Origin of the sequence: Paenibacillus sp. B-A-8, from assembly GCF_048572915.1 — a bacterium.
GTDB lineage: Bacteria > Bacillota > Bacilli > Paenibacillales > Paenibacillaceae > Paenibacillus_AQ.
The window spans coordinates 5,064,133-5,083,834 of the sequence record NZ_CP183882.1; the positions used below are offsets into that span (position 1 = coordinate 5,064,133).

At 43.3% G+C, this 19,702-nt stretch carries 15 protein-coding genes; 1 reads left to right on the top strand and 14 read right to left on the bottom strand.

Going from position 1 to position 19,702, the window contains the following annotated elements:
- Position 1: 1 nt before the first annotated feature.
- Genes ACN6MV_RS22955 through ACN6MV_RS22975 form a run of 5 tightly spaced genes read right to left on the bottom strand, consistent with a single transcriptional unit; the run spans position 2 to position 5,663 of the window.
- Positions 2-946, bottom strand: coding sequence for an MTP-1 family protein (locus tag ACN6MV_RS22955; RefSeq protein WP_419884943.1), 945 nt, complete (start codon positions 944-946; stop codon positions 2-4).
- Between the two features lie 17 nt (positions 947-963).
- A complete protein-coding gene (locus ACN6MV_RS22960; protein WP_419884944.1) occupies positions 964-2,619 on the bottom strand; it encodes an alpha-glucosidase in 1,656 nt (551 codons plus the stop codon).
- A 23-nt stretch (positions 2,620-2,642) separates the two neighbouring features.
- Positions 2,643-3,482, bottom strand: coding sequence for a carbohydrate ABC transporter permease (locus ACN6MV_RS22965; protein ID WP_042130016.1), 840 nt, complete (start codon positions 3,480-3,482; stop codon positions 2,643-2,645).
- Positions 3,469-4,347 (bottom strand): carbohydrate ABC transporter permease, encoded by an 879-nt coding sequence (locus tag ACN6MV_RS22970; RefSeq protein ID WP_170880227.1) that lies wholly within the window; start codon positions 4,345-4,347, stop codon positions 3,469-3,471. Before ACN6MV_RS22970 ends, ACN6MV_RS22965 begins: the two co-directional genes overlap by 14 nt.
- Before the next feature lie 2 nt (positions 4,348-4,349).
- On the bottom strand, positions 4,350-5,663 hold the full coding sequence (locus ACN6MV_RS22975; protein WP_076117121.1) for an ABC transporter substrate-binding protein: 1,314 nt from the start codon (positions 5,661-5,663) through the stop codon (positions 4,350-4,352).
- Between the two features lie 334 nt (positions 5,664-5,997).
- Between ACN6MV_RS22975 and ACN6MV_RS22980 the strand changes: the two genes are divergently transcribed.
- On the top strand, positions 5,998-7,008 hold the full coding sequence (locus ACN6MV_RS22980; protein WP_375103565.1) for a LacI family DNA-binding transcriptional regulator: 1,011 nt from the start codon (positions 5,998-6,000) through the stop codon (positions 7,006-7,008).
- Positions 7,009-7,291: 283 nt separating this feature from the next.
- Here the strand turns inward: ACN6MV_RS22980 and ACN6MV_RS22985 are convergent, their stop codons facing one another.
- The 9 genes from ACN6MV_RS22985 to ACN6MV_RS23025 all read right to left on the bottom strand — a co-directional run bounded on the left by ACN6MV_RS22985 (position 7,292) and on the right by ACN6MV_RS23025 (position 19,693).
- A complete protein-coding gene (locus ACN6MV_RS22985; RefSeq protein WP_419884945.1) occupies positions 7,292-7,921 on the bottom strand; it encodes a polysaccharide deacetylase family protein in 630 nt (209 codons plus the stop codon).
- 99 nt (positions 7,922-8,020) lie between these two features.
- On the bottom strand, positions 8,021-9,505 hold the full coding sequence (locus ACN6MV_RS22990; protein ID WP_042130023.1) for an alpha-N-arabinofuranosidase: 1,485 nt from the start codon (positions 9,503-9,505) through the stop codon (positions 8,021-8,023).
- A gap of 29 nt (positions 9,506-9,534) precedes the next feature.
- Positions 9,535-10,392 carry a carbohydrate ABC transporter permease gene (locus tag ACN6MV_RS22995; RefSeq protein WP_081954147.1) on the bottom strand — a complete coding sequence of 286 codons (858 nt, stop codon included), beginning with the start codon at positions 10,390-10,392 and terminating at the stop codon, positions 9,535-9,537.
- An 11-nt stretch (positions 10,393-10,403) separates the two neighbouring features.
- Positions 10,404-11,273, bottom strand: a complete 870-nt coding sequence (locus ACN6MV_RS23000) for a carbohydrate ABC transporter permease (protein ID WP_042130024.1) — start codon at positions 11,271-11,273, stop codon at positions 10,404-10,406.
- 70 nt (positions 11,274-11,343) lie between these two features.
- On the bottom strand, positions 11,344-12,654 hold the full coding sequence (locus ACN6MV_RS23005; protein WP_419884946.1) for an extracellular solute-binding protein: 1,311 nt from the start codon (positions 12,652-12,654) through the stop codon (positions 11,344-11,346).
- Between the two features lie 116 nt (positions 12,655-12,770).
- The gene (locus tag ACN6MV_RS23010; RefSeq protein ID WP_419884947.1) at positions 12,771-14,351 is read right to left on the bottom strand and encodes a response regulator; all 1,581 of its coding nucleotides are present in this window, start codon (positions 14,349-14,351) and stop codon (positions 12,771-12,773) included.
- A gap of 7 nt (positions 14,352-14,358) precedes the next feature.
- Positions 14,359-15,855, bottom strand: a complete 1,497-nt coding sequence (locus ACN6MV_RS23015) for a sensor histidine kinase (RefSeq protein ID WP_419884948.1) — start codon at positions 15,853-15,855, stop codon at positions 14,359-14,361.
- An 873-nt stretch (positions 15,856-16,728) separates the two neighbouring features.
- Positions 16,729-17,844: a glycoside hydrolase family 88 protein gene (locus ACN6MV_RS23020; protein ID WP_419884949.1), complete on the bottom strand. Its 1,116-nt coding sequence runs from the start codon at positions 17,842-17,844 to the stop codon at positions 16,729-16,731.
- Positions 17,834-19,693 (bottom strand): DUF2264 domain-containing protein, encoded by a 1,860-nt coding sequence (locus tag ACN6MV_RS23025; RefSeq protein WP_419886797.1) that lies wholly within the window; start codon positions 19,691-19,693, stop codon positions 17,834-17,836. Before ACN6MV_RS23025 ends, ACN6MV_RS23020 begins: the two co-directional genes overlap by 11 nt.
- Positions 19,694-19,702: the final 9 nt, after the last annotated feature.

A 19,702-nucleotide genomic window follows, 5' to 3' on the forward strand; every position in this document is an offset into this window, starting at 1 on the left:
GCTATAAAATTTCAAATTGAGCAAATGGATCAGGAATTGTCGCACGTTGTGCTTCGGCATCGCTGATTCCTGCATATATGTGAGCTGTACCGTCTTGATGACGTACGAGCCCGCCGCTGAATACGACATCTTCTAAATCAGGACGTTTGGCAACACCTGGCAAGAACTGATTGCGTACAGCGATTAATTGAATATCCGAATAATCACCTGTTTCCGGATCGATAGCGAATACCATCGGGTAGTAGTGACGATCACCCGCCTCATCAAAAGATGCGATATGCCCAAGGACACCGAGAAGCCCGTTCTTCAGCAAGTGTGCTTCATTCGCGCCGCCCCACTCTTCATCAACGAACTGCCCTTCCAACAACGGTGTTTCTTCGATCAACGGAATGGATAACGCCTCCAACGAGGCAATGCGGGTAAAACCGATTTTCCCGCGTCCTCCTTTATCTCCTTGAGGGCGGGTCAGCACTCCAATGCTATCTTTCAGGTCAACCAGCCGCAAATCTTTCATACCATCCGGACCAATAAAGAATAACTCTAAGCTAGCGATGTTCTTCCCGCGGTAGAATACTGTACGCCACATTAAGGCATCAGCTTTTACCGGATGCGGGTAAATTTGAACACCTCCAACAATTAATTCGCCATTGATTTTCGTAAAAAACGGATCTTGAAGTTTAAGAATAGGCGCTCCTTCACGAGGAGCCCACTGTCCATCACGCTCGACGAAAAAAACGACATTGGAATGCTCGCTGTCACGGGCTTCAACCCGACCTGCTATCACCCATTCACCTTCATCTTGGAAAGGTGCTGTAATGTTATAGACATCTTTGTGATCTACACCGGTGAAATTTATTTTCTGCGTATCTGTTACGAACACGTCTTTCATCGCGTATTCCATGAGCAATTGTTCACATGTTTTCACAGCAGTTTTATGCAGCTTCATAATAATAACGTTCCTCTCTAATCAAATAATAGCGGCTCGCACATCCATATTGCGGCTTCATTCGGCAATAGAGTGACCAAGTCTGTGCCGCTCACTGTCTCTCGGCGGCTTGATAATATACAGGCTGCTTGCCCATCCAACAACATACTAGGATCAATCTGTATGCTTTGCTTGTCAAAATTCAAAGCTACGAGTGCTCTAGTATTGAGTGTTTTCAACGTTCTTACATATAAAATAAGATTGCCTCTGCGTTCCAGCACGTCATAATCTCCGAACTGAAACACGTCCTGTGTATTGCGCAAGTTGAGAAGCTTTTTATAATAATGAAGTAATGAATTCGGTTGACTTGATTCGGACTGCACGTTTAATTGCTCATAATTTGGGCCCATGTCAATCCATGGTTTCCCTGAAGTAAACCCGCCCTGGGGACCTGCGTTCCATTGCATCGGAGAACGGGATGCATCTCTTCCCTTCGCATTCGCAATTTCCAAGGCTTCTGCCCGGGTAGCCCCCCGCTGTAGTGCAATTTCATATGCGTTTAATCCTTGGATATCCCGCATATCCTCCAGCTTATGGGCTACGAAATTCCGCATCCCAATCTCTTCACCGAAATATAGGAAAGGTACCCCTTTTGCGGTCAAGGCCAGCGTTGCCATCAGACGAGCCCGTTCCTCCTCAATCTCCGCATCTCCTTCGCCAAAACGCGAAATCACGCGATCCATATCATGACTGCCGAAGAATAACGTTGGAATCTGATCCTCACGGTGTACCTGCTCCATCGTCTTAAGCTCCGCGAATAAATTTTCTGGACTAAATTCCTTCTGGCTTCCCAAATTGAAATTAAAGACTACATCCAACTTACCCGCTCCGCTGTAATGCCTCAGCATGTCCATGTCTTCAGATCCGACCTCACCTACCATGAACATCCCGCTATGCGCATGAACAAACTCACTAATTTCCTCGATGGCCTCTATAATTCCATTTTGATTCTGGTCATGCACATGCTTTTGTTCACCCGTCATTTCATCCATCGGGTTATCCGGGAATTGATCGGACACCGACAAGAAGTTGATCACATCTAGCCGGAAACCGCTAACGCCTTTGCCAAGCCAATAAGCCATGACATCCTTCATCGCTTCTTTTACTTCCAGATTCGCCCAGTTCAAATCGACCTGTTCTTTCGCAAACCCATGATAGTAATACTGTTCCGTAGCAGCATCCCATTCCCACGCTGTTCCGCCAAAAAAAGACTCCCAGTTATTTGGAACTCCGCCGTTCACAGCGTCCTTCCAAATGTACCAATCCCGCTTCGGATTTGTTCTTGAGGATCGGGATTCCTTGAACCATGCATGCTCTGAAGACGTATGATTCAAGACAAGATCGGCAATCACTCTGATTCCACGAGTCTTTGCTTCCTGAATAAAGCGTTCAAAGCCTTCCATCGTTCCATAATCCGGGTCGATCTGGTAATAATCCGCAATGTCATACCCGTTATCCACTTTTGGAGACTTATAGAACGGTGTAAGCCAGATGCCCCCGATTCCAAGATCCCTCAAATAATCCAGCTTGGAAGTAAGACCGTCGAAATCACCAATCCCATCTCCGTTACTGTCACAGAAGCTTGGCATATACACTTCATAGAATACCGCCCTTTTCCACCACGGCTGTTCCAATCGCTATCCCCTCCTGTGCTCGCCTATTTCAAGTTAAATTGCATACCTTCTTGGAATTTCTTGCCGAAGATGATGAACAAGATAATGATTGGCAAGGTGAGCATCACTGCACCGGCATACATCGGACCCGGATACGATTGATACGGACCAAACATCTGAGATAATAAAACGTTCAAGGTTAACATACCGTCACTTCGGACGACGATCATATCCCATAGGAGCTCTGTCCAACGTTCCATTAGCAGGAATAGGAATACAACGGTCGTAATGGACTTCGACATCGGCATCATAATCTTATACAGGATTTTGAAATCGGATGCCCCATCCAGCTTGGCGGCTTCAATGAAAGCGTCGGGTACCGCCTTAAAGAAGTTGGTGTACATAAAGATCCCCCATAAACTCATCGCCTTGGGAATAATGAGCGCCCAATACGTATCGAACAGTCCTACTTTTTGAATAATCAAAAAGTTAGGGATGATCAGAATGATTGCCGGGAAGAACATATGAAACAACACAAAATTGTTAATAGAGTCTCTCCCGCGAAATTTCAGCTTCGAGAGCGCATAAGCGACCATAATCGCGAACATCATCATTAAGGCTGTAGATATCAGGGAAACGAACACACTGTTAAAGAAGGCGTGAATCCATGGTCTTGTAATCCCGGTCTCACCACCTGTAAAGAGCCATTGATACGAGCGCAGCGTAAATTTCGTCGGTATCAGCTTCCGGTCTACCTGTGACCAATCTGCAAGTGAGTTCAATACCATATATAAATAGGGGAATACCATAATCACGAGCAGTACGATCGCAATCAAATAGCGGATCGACAGCCGGAGCTTGATGTTTGAATTAGACCCAACCATTGCGCTTACCCCACATTTCCAGAATTTTTCGGATTACGAATATAGATATAAATGTCGCAACCGCAGCCATAATCGCGATAGCTGATGCGTAACCTGCCTGCAGGTTCTTAAATGCTTGACTGTATATTTCCATTTGCCATGTATTCGTTGCATAGTTTGGTCCGCCGCCTGTTAATTGGTAGACCTCAGTAAAGATACCGAATGTTGCACCAAAGGATAAAATTAAGGTTGTATAAATCGCAGGGTACAGCAAAGGCAACGTAATTTTCCAGAATCTTTGGCTGTCCTTCACACCATCAATTGCCGCTGCTTCATATACTTCCTGATCAATACTTTCTAAACCTGATGTAAGAATTAACGCATAGTAACCTGTAAATTTCCAAGCCATAATCATCGCAACGACGAATAATGCTGAGAAAGATCCGCCGAGCCAGTCAATATCAAGACCTAACCGTTCCCTTAGAAACGTCTGAACAGGACTTGTATGTGACAAAAAACCTTTAACAATAAGGGATGCAACAACCCCTGATGAAAGATATGGTAAAAAGAATCCAATAAGAAATACGGTTTTTAATTTAGGTAAACCTTTTACAATTACCGCTACAAAAAGCGACATTGCTGTGACAATCGGTACAAATACGATCATAAATTTGTACGTTACCCAAAATGCCGATTTTACCCCTGGTGTGCCTAATGCTTTGGTAAAATTCTTGAATCCTACAAAATCATAAGTTGGTGAAATCAAGTCCCAGTTAGTAAAAGACAAATATAGAGACCAAATAAGCGGGCCCAAGAAAAACACAGTCGAAAAAATAAGGTAAGGGCTGGCAAAAAGCCAGCCTAACCGATTATTATTTTTTTCAATCATTATTGAAGTTCCCCTTCAATCGCCTTCTTCATATTGTCCCAACCCGTTTTTGGATCAATCTCACCACGAACGATTTTATTAAAGGCCTCTTGACCAATAAAGGTTTGCAACTCGTTGAATTTTGGATTGTCCATGGATGGAACAGCATTCGGGATTGCTTTTGCATACTCTTGCAATACAGGCGTTTTTTCAAATACAGGTTTAAATGCTTCATTCGTACCTACATCATCACGTGCTGGAGGCAAGTTCGTTTCTTGGAAAAAGGCAACATCGTTTTGAACATCCGAGTATACCCACTTGATGAATTCTATTGCAGCAGCCTGTTGCTCTGGGCTTGCCGATGCATAGATAACAATTCCTTTAGCATCCGCAAAAGTTTTCGCATTTGCTGGATCCATACCGTCCGGAACAGGAGGCAATGTGACTTCAAAGTTCTTTTTGTACTCAAGTTCCGGATATTTCTCAGCCCACATGTTAAATGTCCAAGGACCGATATCCGTAAATACACCCACGCCATTTTCAAAAGGTTCCGTTACGTTCTGAGTCAAGAGCCCTTTCTCCTTACGAAGATTGTCCACGTAAGAAAGTACGTCTATACCAGCTTTTTCATCGCCAACAAATTGGCTACCCTCAATGAATTTGTTACCATCAGATGCTGCATTGTACAGCATAAAGAAGTCGAACCATCTTTTCCATGATGTAGGATCTGCTAAGTCTGGTTTCGCCCAAAGATATTTATCCGGGTATTTTGCTTTTAATTTTTTCGTTGCCTCAATCACTTCACTGTATGTTCTCGGAATTTCGTTCACACCAGCTTCTTTCAAGATATCCGTTCTCCATCCGAACATCATCGCATTCGAGTAGATTGGAAGAACATATTGATGACCATCCGCAAATTCCCAAGGCTCAATCGTTTTGGACATATTACGTTTTGTCACAATATCATCGAAGCCTGCTATTGTATCCAAAGGAACTAACGCTTTACTGTTCGCAAGTTGTGCTGCAAAACCACGGCTAATATTCTCAGTCATCGTTGGAGCACTTCCACCCGCGATTGCAGCTTGGATACTCGCCTCAGAAGTAGGGGACTCCTTGATCGCACTTACATTGATTTTCACTTTAGGATTAACAGTCTCATACTCTTTGGCGATTTTTTGCCAATATGCTTGTTGAGTCGGGTTAGGTGCAGCCCAGAACTCAATAGTTGTTACTCCATCTGCTGAAGTGCCTGAATTACTACTCTTCGATCCACAACCGGCAAGAATCGTGAATACAAGCGTAAGTGACATTAATACTGCAAGCTTTTTCTTCATAAAATAAAACCTCCCTAAAGTATAGATGCACTTTCGTACAGCATTTAGTAATCTATAAATCAATTTTGTAACGTTACAAAATTACTTAAAACAATGTTTTGTAAGCGTTACATTTGCTATTATTATAGTTTTAAGCGAAATTGTCAACCTATTCTTCGATTTTTTATACAATCGACACAATTACACATACTATGCATTAACTTTACAATAATATTTTGTAATGTTATAATAATTTAGAATTGTAATGTAGTTTTGCGGCATAATCTTTAGTATTATGAGAGACAGTATGGAAGAATATTCATTACACTTCTTATTAGAAAGGACGTATCTTCGCATGAAGGTGAAGGTAACTATGCAAGATATCGCCGATCGATTAAATATATCTAAGAACTCTGTTTCTCAGGCTCTGTCTGGTAAAGACGGTGTCAGCGAAGAAACAAGGCAATTAATTATCGATACAGCGAATGAGATGGGTTACATCTATTCGCGAGGGCGTAAAAGCACTGAAGAAGAAGTAGGAACCTTTGCCATCTTGGCATCGGAATTTGCATTTTCCAAACGCAACTTTTTTGGAGAAATTTATTTAAGCATTGAGAAGGAAGCAGCGAAGCGAAACAAGCGTATGGTTATTCAATCTATTGATAAGCATTCTTCTGAGAATTTAATCCTGCCTCCTATTTTATTGGATCAATCTGTTGAAGGGATCTTGATTCTGTCCCATATTACGAACCCTTATATTCAGGCAGTGACCAATACAGGTATTCCCACCGTGTTAATTGATCATCATCATCCTGATCTTATGGCCGACAGTATTCTCACTAATAATCGCTATGCCGCTTATACAGCGGTGCAGCATTTAATTGAATTGGGACATACTCATATTGGTTTTATCGGCAATATACAGTTCTCTCCCAGCTATTACGAGCGCCTGGAGGGTTATCGCCTGGCCTTATACCAGGCTGGAATTGAATACAACCCGATGTGGGTAATTGATCGTGTAACAGAAGAAATGGATGATGTATTCAACGCTGTACAAGCGCTCGATAAGCAGCCTACAGCATGGTTCTGTGTCAATGACGGATTTGGATTCTTGATCAATTCCGTTGTGTACAAGCTTGGGTATCGTATTCCCCAAGATGTATCCATTGTCAGCTTCGATAATGGACAATTGTCACGAATAACCACACCGTTGACTACAACGATGAATGTAGATTTGTCTTACTTTGGACGTAAAGCTGTTGAACAGCTCTTCTGGCGTATTGACCATCCTGACGAGCCTTTTGTTGAAATTCTCCTTCCGTCTAATCTGATCGTTCGGGAATCCACACAACATCCAAATGGATAGAGATAATACATCAATCTAGTAAAAACGTATAATATAAATAACCTCACCCAATCCAATTCGAATGGGTAAGGTTTTTCAGATGCTTTGGAAGCGTGAGTAATAGAATATCTTAAACAAGCAGAGAGTACAGCCATTACACAATAAAGCAGGACCCCTTCCTCAATTTTTTGGAGGAAGGGGTCCTGCTAATAGTTTATGAAGGAATCATTAATCGCTAAAAGCAAAACAATCAGAAAATCCGGAGACAACAGCAGCTGGAAATTTGCTTACCTTCGGCTAATCTTTATAGCTGGAGATCAGCAATCCCAAACAGTTCACTTAAAGTCACGAATCGATAACCCTCGGCATCAAGCTCTTCCACCAATACCCGGACAGCTTCAATAGTTTGAGCTCGTTCGCCATACCCGTCATGAAACAAGAAAATGCTTCCGTTTTCGATGGTTGGTCTCGTATGATCCAGAATAAAATCGACACCGGGCTGTTCCCAATCCTTGGCCTCACCGTTTACAGCGCCAATCGAATGGTATCCAAATTCTGCAGCAAGCATAAGAATATCATCGTTAACACCAAAAAAAGGTGGTCTAAAGTTCAATACATGCTTTCCCGTCACTTTACGAATCGTATCATCCGCCCGCTGTAATTCAGTCCTTGCTTCATCTATAGTCAGTGTTGTCAAATCAGGATGGGAGTAAGTATGATTGCCAATCTCATGTCCGGCCATATGAACCTCTGCTGCGATAGCCTCGTACATATTGAGCTCTTCACCGATCATAAAAAAAGTCGCTTTACCATTATGTTTATGGAAGATATCCAACAACTCTTTCGTATATAATGGATGCGGCCCATCGTCGAACGTAAAAGCGACTACCTTCTCCTGAGTTGGGACCTTATGAACTAATGATAATTTAGCCATTATATTACTCCTTCCGATTCACATCCTATGAATGCTTATATACATCCATTATTCCTGCAGTATAATGCCATGTCAACGCCGCATCTAAGCGCACAATCCTTAATTGAGTGTCAACACGACCACGGACATCGGCGGCAGCGTTGCCAGTAAACCGTCGTCACTTACACTCGTAACGCCGTTAAATGACTGTGGCTTCACCCTCTCCGGTTGCCCAAATGTGTTGTGAGCATTCATATCTGTATGCGTCAGTACCCGGCCGCTAACATTCAACATTCCCCCCAACCCACGTAACCCTAGAGATACATCTACTTGGTGATGGGGGTCGATGTTACATAGGCTGATGTCGATCGTTCCGTTAGGCCGCTTCGAAGCCGATGCACTGACTTGCGGAAGCGATTCATCGCCCACACGGTATTCGCCAATCTCCAGGTGAATCGCGAGCGCCTCTGCATCCTGGTGCACCTTGAACATTTCGAACACGTGATAGGTCGGCGTCAGCAACATTTTATCACCTTCCGTTAGAATCATCGCCTGTAGTACGTTGACTGTCTGGGCAATGTTCGCCATGTGGACACGGTCGCAATGACGGTGGAAGACGTGGAAATGCAGTCCCGCAACAAGCGCATCACGCAGCGTATTCTGCTGGTACAAGAAGCCAGGATTTGTACCCGGTTCTACTTGGAACCAGGTACCCCACTCGTCGACAATTAAGCCCACACGTTTCTTCGGATCGTGTTGATCCATGATCGCCGTGTGTCGGGTAATCAGCTCGTCCATGTGGAGCGCGAGCTGCATGGTCTCGAACCATTCCGCTTCATCAAAGCCAGTCGCCGGCCGCTTGATCTCAAATCCTCCAGGCACTGTGTAGTTGTGCAGACTGAGACCATCCATAAGTCCACCGGCTTCACGTATTAGCGTCTCCGTCCAGTGGTAATCATCAACGTTAGCACCGCCAGCGATCTTATAGACTTGATTATGTCCGTAATTACGGACATACGTTTGGAAACGGCGGTATTCGTCGGCGTAGTACTCTGCCCGCATGTTGCCGCCACAACCCCAATTCTCATTTCCGACGCCAAAATATTTGAGTTTCCAAGGCTTCTCCCGGCCATTAGCCTTCCGCCATTTAGCCATAGGTGATTCGCCGTCAAAGGTCATATACTCCACCCACTCCTGCATCTCCTGAACGGTGCCACTGCCAACATTTCCGCAGATATAAGGCTCCGTATCCAGCAGTTCACAAAGGTCGAAGAATTCATGGGTACCGAAGTGATTGTTCTCCACAACACCTCCCCAGTTCGTATTAACCATATGCTTGCGCGCCTCACGTGGACCAACGCCATCCTTCCAGTGATACTCATCAGCATAGCACCCGCCCGGCCATCTGAGCACCGGTATGCTAAGACCTCGCAGCGCCTCTAGAACATCATTCCGAATACCACGGGTATTAGGAATCGGCGAATCCTCGCCTACCCAGATCCCTTCGTAGATACAACGTCCAAGATGCTCGGCGAAATGCCCATAAATATGACGACTGATCGTACCGCACGACTGATCAGTGTTGACAGTAATAGTAGCATTCATTAAAAGATCCCCCTTCTATTTTTCAACCCTTATCCCTTGATTGCGCCTGCGATCATACTCTTCTGTACCTGTTTGTTGAGCAACAAGTAGATTACAATCGTTGGAATCGTAGCAATCATGAGCCCCGCTCCAATAATCCCCCACTGTGTGATGTAGGTCCCCACCATGGACATCATACCCACTGTTAAAGTCTGATAGAGTGAGTCATTGATGAACGTAGTCGCAAACATCAATTCGTTCCAACAAGATAGGAATGTAAATATCGCAACCGTTGCAATAGCAGGACTTATAAGCGGCAACATAATGGAAAAGAACGTTCTGTAAATGCCGCATCCATCAATGACCGCTGATTCTTCCAATTCACGAGGAAGTCCCTTAAAGAAGCTACTGACGATGAACACAGCCAAAGGGATACCAAAAGCAACATAAGGAATAATCAAGGACCAATAAGTATTCAGCAAATGTAAGTTCTTCAGGACCATAAACAGCGGCAGCAGGGCCGCATGAATCGGCACCATCATCCCTAGGAGGATCAGGGTCATCGTTAATTCACTGAATTTCCAGTTCATCCTCGCGACGGCATAACCAGTCATAGAAGCAAGAATCAGTACCAGAATAATGGATACAGAAGTTACCAACACGCTGTTAAAAAAATAAGTTAATACATTACCGTCTGATAAGGCTTTAACATAGTTGCTCCAGAGAAATTCCTTAGGAAGGCCTACGACATCACCACTGAATATTTCACTATTATCTTTAAGCGAGAAAAATGCCAGCCAGATAAGGGGGTAAATTTGTACGATAGCCACAATGATTAGAAACACTTGCAGTAGTATTTTCCCAAAATAATTCGACCTTTTTCGCAACACCACTTTTGCAGTACTCACTTTCCTCACCTCTATTCAGTCTTAAAAAATTTATTAATAACTACTGTAAACACTAAACATTCCAGAATTATGAAAACAGATACCGCACTACCATATCCATATCTGTAAGTGTCAAAAATAGTTGTATACATCAACGTGCTCGGTACTTCAGTGGAGAATAAAGGACCTCCGCCCGTCAATACATAAATTAGATCGAATACCTTAAAGGCACCAATGACTGAAAAGACAAGACATACTTTCAGAATAGGCCTCATTAGTGGAATGGTAATGGAGAATGCAGTTCTTATACGGGAAGCTCCGTCAATTTTCGCTGCTTCGAGAATATCTTGTGAAACGGACTTTGCCCCAGCATACATCAGTAACATATGATAGCCGACATACTGCCAAAGCGTTGGAATAAAGGACGCCACAAGGGCGGTATCTTTTTTACCAAGCCAATCTTGTGCCAGATTTGAAAGACCTACGCTTTCCAGTAACCAATTCAAAAGTCCGTAATCCGCATTATAAATTTTAGACCACAGTTGCGCGATTACAACGGTTGAGATAAGCACTGGAATGAAGTATATTGCACGATAGAATCCTTCACCCTTGACCGAAGAGGCCAATATAAGAGCAAGTAAAAGCGATATAGGCAACTGAATGAAAATTGATGCTGCCGCGAACAGCATAGAATTTTTTATGGAATTTAATGCTCGTGAATCTGTGAACATTTCCACATAATTGTCTAGTCCGATAAACGTACCTTTACCGATGCCATTCCAATCTAATAAACTATAGTAACTGGAGATAAAGATCGGAACTAATACAATGGAACAAAATATGAGGAGGGTAGGCAGGACAAATATAGCAATGGCCCTCTTGTTCGAAAATACAGAGTTCATCGTGGTTCTCCTCTCAAAAATGTGGCCAGAGACAGTCTCTGACCACATCTCGCTTCATTTTTTTCACAGATCAGAGGCTTAGTTCCGTTGGTTTAAGCTGTGCCATCTGTTTGCAGAATTCATCAGGAGTGATGTCTCCTGCCAAGAGTTGCGCGATTAAGTTCTTGTGAGCTTCCGCAGAATCAGCCGGGAGAATATTGTCCCACCATGCAATAAAAGAAGATGCTGTTTTCATAATATCTGCTGCTGATTTATCAAGTGTGGACAGACCAGAAGTATCAAGAGCGTCAATGTTCCAGCTAGGAAGCCCTGCTCCGGCAAGGAAGCCCTGTGTACCGAGCTGCTCGCTTAGATACATAAGAAACTCAACGGCTTCTTTGGGTTGCTTTGTGGTATTGCTGACATAAAAGCCATCCACCGCTCCTCCGAAAATTTCAGTACTCTTTCCCTTACCGTCTTCAAATACCGGGAATGGAATCACCTTGACCTTGCCTTTGACGGCCGAGGATGGATCTTCGATACCTGCATTTACCCAGTTGGCTTGAAACATCATAGCCCCTTGTCCTGCATTGAACGCTCCAAGCATTTCATCATAGCTCATGCTGAACATACTGCTATTGAAGAATCCTGTTTTTCCAAGTTCCTGCATTTTAGTAGCTGCAGCAACGAAATCTGGTGAATTCCATTTGGAAGGATCCTTAAATGCCTCAATGACCGCATCATTTCCTGCCTGGCGCATCGCAATCATATCGTACCAATACATACCGGGCCAGCGGTCCTTCTCTCCAATGAGAGCCGGGGTGATCCCCGCTGCCTTTAGTTTCTCTCCCGCATCGAGCAGCTCTGAATAGGTTGTCGGAATTTTGGCTCCTGCTTTATCGAACAACTCAGTATTTACAAAAAGATTAGCGATATGGGTATAGACAGGCAGTGTATAGATTTTCCCATCAACCTCGATAGCTTCAGACATACCTGGAGCCATCTTCGATTTAATTTCATCCGTTAAATAGCTGCTAATTTCAAGCACATTGCCGGATTCGATATAAGGCTGCATGAAGCTGCCTCCACCCATTCCATAAAAAATGTCAGGTGCTTCACCTGCGGCAAGTGAAGTCTTAATTTTGGTTTTATACTGCTCGCCAGTCGTTCCTGATCGTACAACTTGAATTTCTGGATGCTCCTTATTCCACTTCTCAACGATTTCCGGCAATAATTTTGCAGATGGATCAGTATTACCTACGGATTGATCCCATAATGTCAACTTAACACTTCCACTTTTCGACTGAGTTCCTCCAGATGATTCGGATGAACATGCAGTTACACTACCTACGATTCCTATAGCCAACGTTATGCTCATCGTCTTTCTTAATAACGCTTTCATCAATAAACCCCCCAAATGAAATTTGTTCTTTCTAGTATTAGTTTAGGGAAGCTACCATGATAACTCCATTCAAAATACCAACATATACCTTTCATTATTCGAACATATCCTCTTAATCATTTACCGTTTCTGTACTGATTCATCGACATCCCCGTAAATCTCTTAAACAAGATGCTAAAATAGTGCGCATCCTTGATTCCAACCTGTTCACCAACCTCGTATCCTTTTAAATCCGTATTCTTCAGCAGGCTTTCCGCCTTTTTCATACGTATGTTCGTAAGATACTCCACAAAGGTCTGCCCTGTTTCTTTCTTCATAAGTCGTCCCAAATGACCTGGACTGACGAAGAAAGTCCCAGCCGTAGTAGCTAATCCTAATTTGGGATCATCCAAATTTTTCTCGAGGTACTCTTTCACCTGACTGATGAGGTCCCCTTCTTTTGTTTGGTTTTTTGAATAAATAATTCTTGATACGTGTAGGACATAACTCTCCAATAGGTTCATTAATTCCGGTAAATTGTCTGCAGTGAGAATAGAGACCCATGTTTCTTTATTGGACACTTCTTCATCCTCGACCTGTTGCTCTATCGCAGCACGTTGGCATTCATTGATCACATCCATCGCTGCTAGACGAAACTGAGCTATACTGGAGAAAGCAACATCAAAGATCTGCGTTAGACTTTGAATTGCCTGCTCGCCCGAACCGACGCTGATGTAGAACTGCAGCTGCTGAAGACGGTCTGGATTCGACTGGTAATGCGCCTCCCTGTTTCCTACAATATCCTCGAAGCAAACAACCTGATTATTTCCAACAAAGACCTTGTATTGCACCGCACGACATGCTTCCTGATATCCAAGGTGCGCTTCTTCTATATGTATACGTTTGCGCCCGATCCCGATGTTAACATAGCATTTATAGGATTCGCACAGATTGGTTATAAGTGATTCACAATCGCTGACAAGATTCGTAGCTTGGTTAAATGAAATGACTACAATTTGGTTTCGGGTATCTGTTAAAATAATCACTTGATTGTCGTTTTGGAAGAACGATTCCACTTTGTATCTGCATTCCATTCCCAAGAGAATCAACTGTTCCTCTGATTGCTTTACGGATGCTGAGGTTATTTCTAGAATAGCGATTTGAAAGGCCTCTTTGTTTAGGAACATCGGCAGTTTAAAATAGTCCGCTTTTTCATGAATCTCTTCTTTGGAAAGATCGCCCTTTAACCACTGATATAAATATTTTTCTCTGAGATATGGAAAATTCCGCTCTAAATCTTCTTTCAATCTCTCTAATTCCTTATCTCGCGTACGCTCCTCGTATATTTTATTTTTCAGCTTATCAATCACATTGAGCAAATCTGAAGCACGAATCGGTTTTAGAATGAAATCAGAAATTCCCATTTTGATGCTCTGATGTGCATATTCAAATTCGTCATGACCTGTAACGATAACAATTTTTATATCCGGATACTTTGCTAAAACTTCCCTGCTAAACTCAATTCCGTTGATAGAGGGCATATAAATATCCGTAAAAATAATGTCCGGTCTCTGTTCATCCACCATATCCAAAGCTTCGAGTGCATTGGAAGCTTCTCCTATAATAGTTAGGCCTTGCTTTTCCCAGTCAATACGCATCCTAAGCAGGTTCCTTATCAAATATTCATCATCAACAATCAAAACCTTTAATTTTTCCATTGCGTATCTATCCCTTCGGTATAATTATCGTTATTGTCATCCCTTTTCCTAATTCACTTTCGATTTTAATACAGTTTTTATTTCCATAAAAAATACGCAAGCGCTCCATAGTTCCCCACAATCCAAAGCTCTTTAATTGATCTTTTCTTTCAAGAATTTGCATAATCTCTTCTTCCAATATCCCAACACCATCATCAGATATGGATATTCTCACTTCATCCTTCATACTTCGCGCGCTGATTGTAATCGTTCCTTTCGTTCCTTTAGGCCGGATACCATGATAAAGCGCATTTTCAACCAATGGTTGTATAACCAGCTTGGGTATAGGATATTGAAGGCAGTCTTCATCCACGTCGAACTGAGCCTCAAAGACATCCTGATAACGTATATTTTGGATTTTCAAATAATTACGAACCATTTCAATCTCTTCACCGACCGTGATAACGTCTAAGCCCTTGCTGACACTCATACGATAATAGTTTCCCAATGCCTCAATCATTTCACATAGCTGATCGTTTAATCCAGACAACGCCAACGAAGTAATGGAGTCCAGCGTGTTATATAAAAAATGCGGTTTGATCTGGGATTGCAGTGTATTCAATTCAGCTTTACGAATCATCTTCTGCTCTTCGACGATTCGGGTCAGAAGCTGATCCATTTCCTCAATCATGTGATTATAACCGTTAAACAACTGTTCGAATTCATAAATATTGCGTTCTACTTTTACTTTCATAAAATTACCCCTAGGAGCTTTGTTCATGGATCGGAGGAGCTTATGTATCGGATTAATAATACTGCGCGAAATGATGAAGGAACTAAAAAAGAAAATACTTCCGTTGATAATCAATAGAAGCAATGCCAAGAGTACAAGCGATTTATTCCGCGAATCAATCGTATTGTAGGGTGTAATACTTACAAATTTCCAATTAAATTCTCCACCTGAGAGATAAGAGATTCTATACTTCTGTGAACCCGAATTCAATGTAAGAGATCCTGAGTTGCTTTTCTGAAATTGTTGTTCCAGGCTCTCTCTGTTTGTCATAAGGATCTCTTTATAGACTGCATTATGTTGATCTTGGGTGGAATCGGATACGATGATATGATTATTTTCATCTAAAATAGCAATTTCAAAGGAACTCTGATTCAGCAGATTCGAATACGCCTGTACAAAGGCGTCGTCTTTGATATTAATGACCAACACCCCTAGGGGAGAAGTGTTATCAATATCCCGAATCAACCGTATAAAAGATACGAAATTTTCATCGGCTCCCATTCTTGAAAAAGCTCCGCTGCCATTTAATCTTAGAATATATTTCCCTTTATTACTTACAACTTGCTCATACCAGGAGGCATCCTTTATGTCCGCTTCCATAAAAGTTGGTAATTCCTGTGTTCCGACGGAAAAACGATGCCCCGTATTATCGAAAATATTAACAGAATCAATTATAGGAACCGCTTGCATAAGATTATACAAATAGGCGCTAACTTTAGATTGTGTATCCAAATTGGAATACACCCCTCCCTGCCTTAACAAGTTTTGCAGATTACGATCGGAAAATATCATTTTAGAGTAATTGTTTACGTTTTCAATCATTAAATCAACGTTTGTCTGTATAGAAGTAATCGTTTGCAAAGAAGCCTCGTTAATTTTCTTTTGGGCTGAATTAGTAGATATTTGATTCAACACCCCATAACTGAAACCCACCGTAAGCAAAATGACCAAAAAATAAGCGAATGGTATTTTAAATGCTAATTTTTTTGAGTTAGTGTAAATTAGAGACTTTATACTTCTTATAATCCGTACCATCAACGTTTGATCCTCCATTTGTATACCGTAATCTATCATTACTATTCTCCTAGCGCCGATAAGCAATAATATAACATATATTTATCCGGAGCTAGCACTAACTCATTTCGTGTAATCTTATACAGAGTAAGCTCTAGTGGTTCGAATGGGAGGTCCTGCATTGCGGACAATATCCAGGCAATCGTTGTTCTGTAATTCTTCATGAACAAAGGAGAAATTTACGATATCATTTATTTGTCCTAGCATATTGCTTAGAAAGCTTCCGAATCGCCGCTTGAAATTAGTACACCCATCGTACAACAAAGAAGCCCCTTCCTCGGATTATCGAGAAAGGGGCACTGCTAATAGGAAATGATCGGCTCCATTGACCGCATTTCTAATATAACTTTTCTTGAAAATAACATAGAAGAAGAGTTGCAAAGAGACAACTTGGAACAGCAGGAGCATAGCGACCGCCTAGTTAGCTTTCCGTAAGAAGGAAAGCTTGCTTCGAAAGCTTCCATCGAAAGCTTCCATCGAATAGGTGAAATTTTGTGGATGCTTTGGAAGCGTGCTTGTTAGAAGCTCATACTACCAATAGCCTCGGATGCCGGTCTGCATGCGGATCAATGCTTCTAAATAATAATAATCTCCCCAAATCATATGGCCATCAGGCACGCGTCCGCCTCTGACATGATAGGAGCCATGCTTTAGAAGTCCCTCCGCCTCTGGATTTTCAGATGTCGCATAATGTTCCACCAGAGATTTCATGCTGCGGAGTAATGCCTCTTCATAAATAGCGCGGTCCGGGTCATCTGCGTCCAGAATGTCCAGCAGTTCCAAGAGGCCGGAAGCCGCGATCGCAGAAGCTGAGCTGTCACGAGGGGTCCCCGCTTCCACAGGCACATCGAAATCCCAATAAGCCACACTATCCTCCGGAAGATGGCTTATAAAATAATGAGCCAGGCTTTTGGAAGTAATAAGAAAATCCTCATTCTGCGTATAGCGATACGCCAGCGCAAAACCGTATATTCCCCAGGCTTGACCACGAGTCCAGGTCGATCCATCCTCATACCCTTGATGAGTTCCTCCACGAATCGCACTCCCCGTAGCCGGATCAAAGTAAAAAGTATGATAAGAGGAATCATCCCCGCGCACAAGAAATTTTCGGCTCTTTAACGCATGCTGAAGGGCTATATCATAGTAGCGATTGTCCCCCGTTTCCTCCGCAGCCCAGAACAGCAGAGGCAAATTCATTAAACAGTCAATAATGATACGCCCCCCGTTCTCAGGATCACTCTCTAGACCCCAAGCCTGGAGGATTCCAGCTGTTTCACGCCAACGTTTACACAACGTATCTGCAGCCTGCAGACCGACAGCCCGCGCCGCTTCACTGCCTGATATTTTCCACTGCGCTACTGCAGTTAGTGAATACAAAAAGCCAATATCATGATGATCTAAGGCGATGTGCTGATCCAAACGATGCTTGAAGTCCCCTAGCCATGAGGCTGCCGCCTCCTTAAAGAATGAATCTTTACCATATTCGTAGGCAAGCCACATCATGCCCACATAGAATCCCTCTATCCAATCATCATTGTCTCCCCATTCGTACTGTTGCCCCTCGGCGATATGGGGCAGTTTGCCCGGATGGTTAGTAATGTTACTCCCAATTTTATGAATCGCATCCTCGATGGCCTTAGTCCACATCTTTGTTGCTCCTTTCCAATAAATCAACAGTATGCAAAAGTGCATCGTTACTAGGATCGTATACAGCAATCCTTCCGTCTGACTGCCACTGAATAAGCGGCGGCGAAGCCAGACTGGCCTGATTCTCCGGAGTATTCGTTGCTCCAAAGACAGCTGATATCAGCACTTGATCTCCCGGCTCCAGTCTGGAGCATAAGCTTGGAAGAAACGTCCGCGGCTTCAGCAGATTGGTATTCGGCTCAGGCTCTACACATTCCCCCCGGTCAAAACCGCTTAGCATATGTATGGCACTGATTCCCCAGGGCAATTGCACCGAGACAGCAGTGTTAGATACATGAATGGTTTCCCGTTCACTACGGGTGAAGCCGGCAGACTGGCCAATGGCAAATCCACCCTCCGCTACGTCGAGACACCGGGCGCTGTGAATGCTGTGAATACGGACATGCCATAGACCTGCTGGAATAATCCATGTCTCCACATGTACATCGCTCCAGGGATGCCAGCGTGAATATACATAATTCTCTCCAATTTCCCACGTCTCGCAGAATCTGCGTACCCGGTAATATTCATCGCATTCACACAGCGCTAGTGTGGAGTCATAAGCACCTTGAACTAAGCCATAACCCGCCTTCGGCACACTGAAGCCGAACAGCGTGGAGTAAGCAAACTTGGAATATTTAGCCCCACTATGGGCCATATCAAAGTTAGCCATCTGACCAGAGGTATAGGCAATAACATGCTTATTCCCTTCCGGACGGCTCACCAGCATACGTGCCTCTTCGAGTGGCAATAGCTCTTTCAATACAGGCAGTGGTTCTTCTTCCGCTTGCCAAAAAGGATGATCATCTGGCAAGGCAAGAATAAGCATAGCTTTAAAGGCCCAATACGGTGATCCGGGGGCGTTGTAGTTCTCTGTCATTACTAGGTTCGGATACGCATATCCGATACTTAGAAGTCCGTCTATTCCCACAATAGGTTTATCAAACCACCAACGAAAATGACGCATTATAATTCCTTTGAGAACACCATATGAAAAAGGAAGTACATCGGCATATACCAGCGCACTCCAGAAAGAGACCTGTGCAAAACGATAGGTCAGACTACGTCCGAAAGGAATTGCACTTCCGTCCTCAGCAAACCAATAAATAAACTCTTTGGCAAATTGCGCGGATCTTTCCCGGTAGACTGCAGCCCTCTGAGGATCTTCATCCGCCATCAATTTAGCATAAATCAACGTGTAATAGTGCATAGCAAATGCAATATAATAGTCCCTCTGATCGGTCAGCCCATCGGAATACCAACCATCACTCAAGTAGTAGGTATCAATCTTGTCCAAATAATCATCCATTATCTCTTGATCGTAGGGCAACCCAAGCTTCTTAAAGCCCACATTCACAAGTACCGTGAACATTAGCCAGTTATTCGGGTTAGATCGATCGACATGGTTGATCTGATTCAACCAGTTATACACATTTCGTTTCTGTACATCACTCAGTGGCTCCCACAGCTTATGCGGTGCAAGAGCAAGTCCTAGTCCCAGTACAGCTTGCTCTACCATTCGCTGATCTTTAGTCGAGAATTCACCCCAATATTCATCATGCTCTGGGTCTGTCCCGTTGATGATCCCCTCGAGGAACATCGGCCAAAGTACACTTTCACCGCCGCCGCTAGCATGGGGGACAAGCCCCCATAAAGGACGGGCAAAGGCTTCCATAAGCGCGGTAGCTTCATTGTAAATAGATCCTGTAGCCCCCATCTCAATTCCTGCACATCCAGCAGTAAATCGACTCTCTAGCGGAGCATATAGATCATTTAGGAACATCTGTAATTCTTTTTTAGTACCCTTCATTTCCACAGC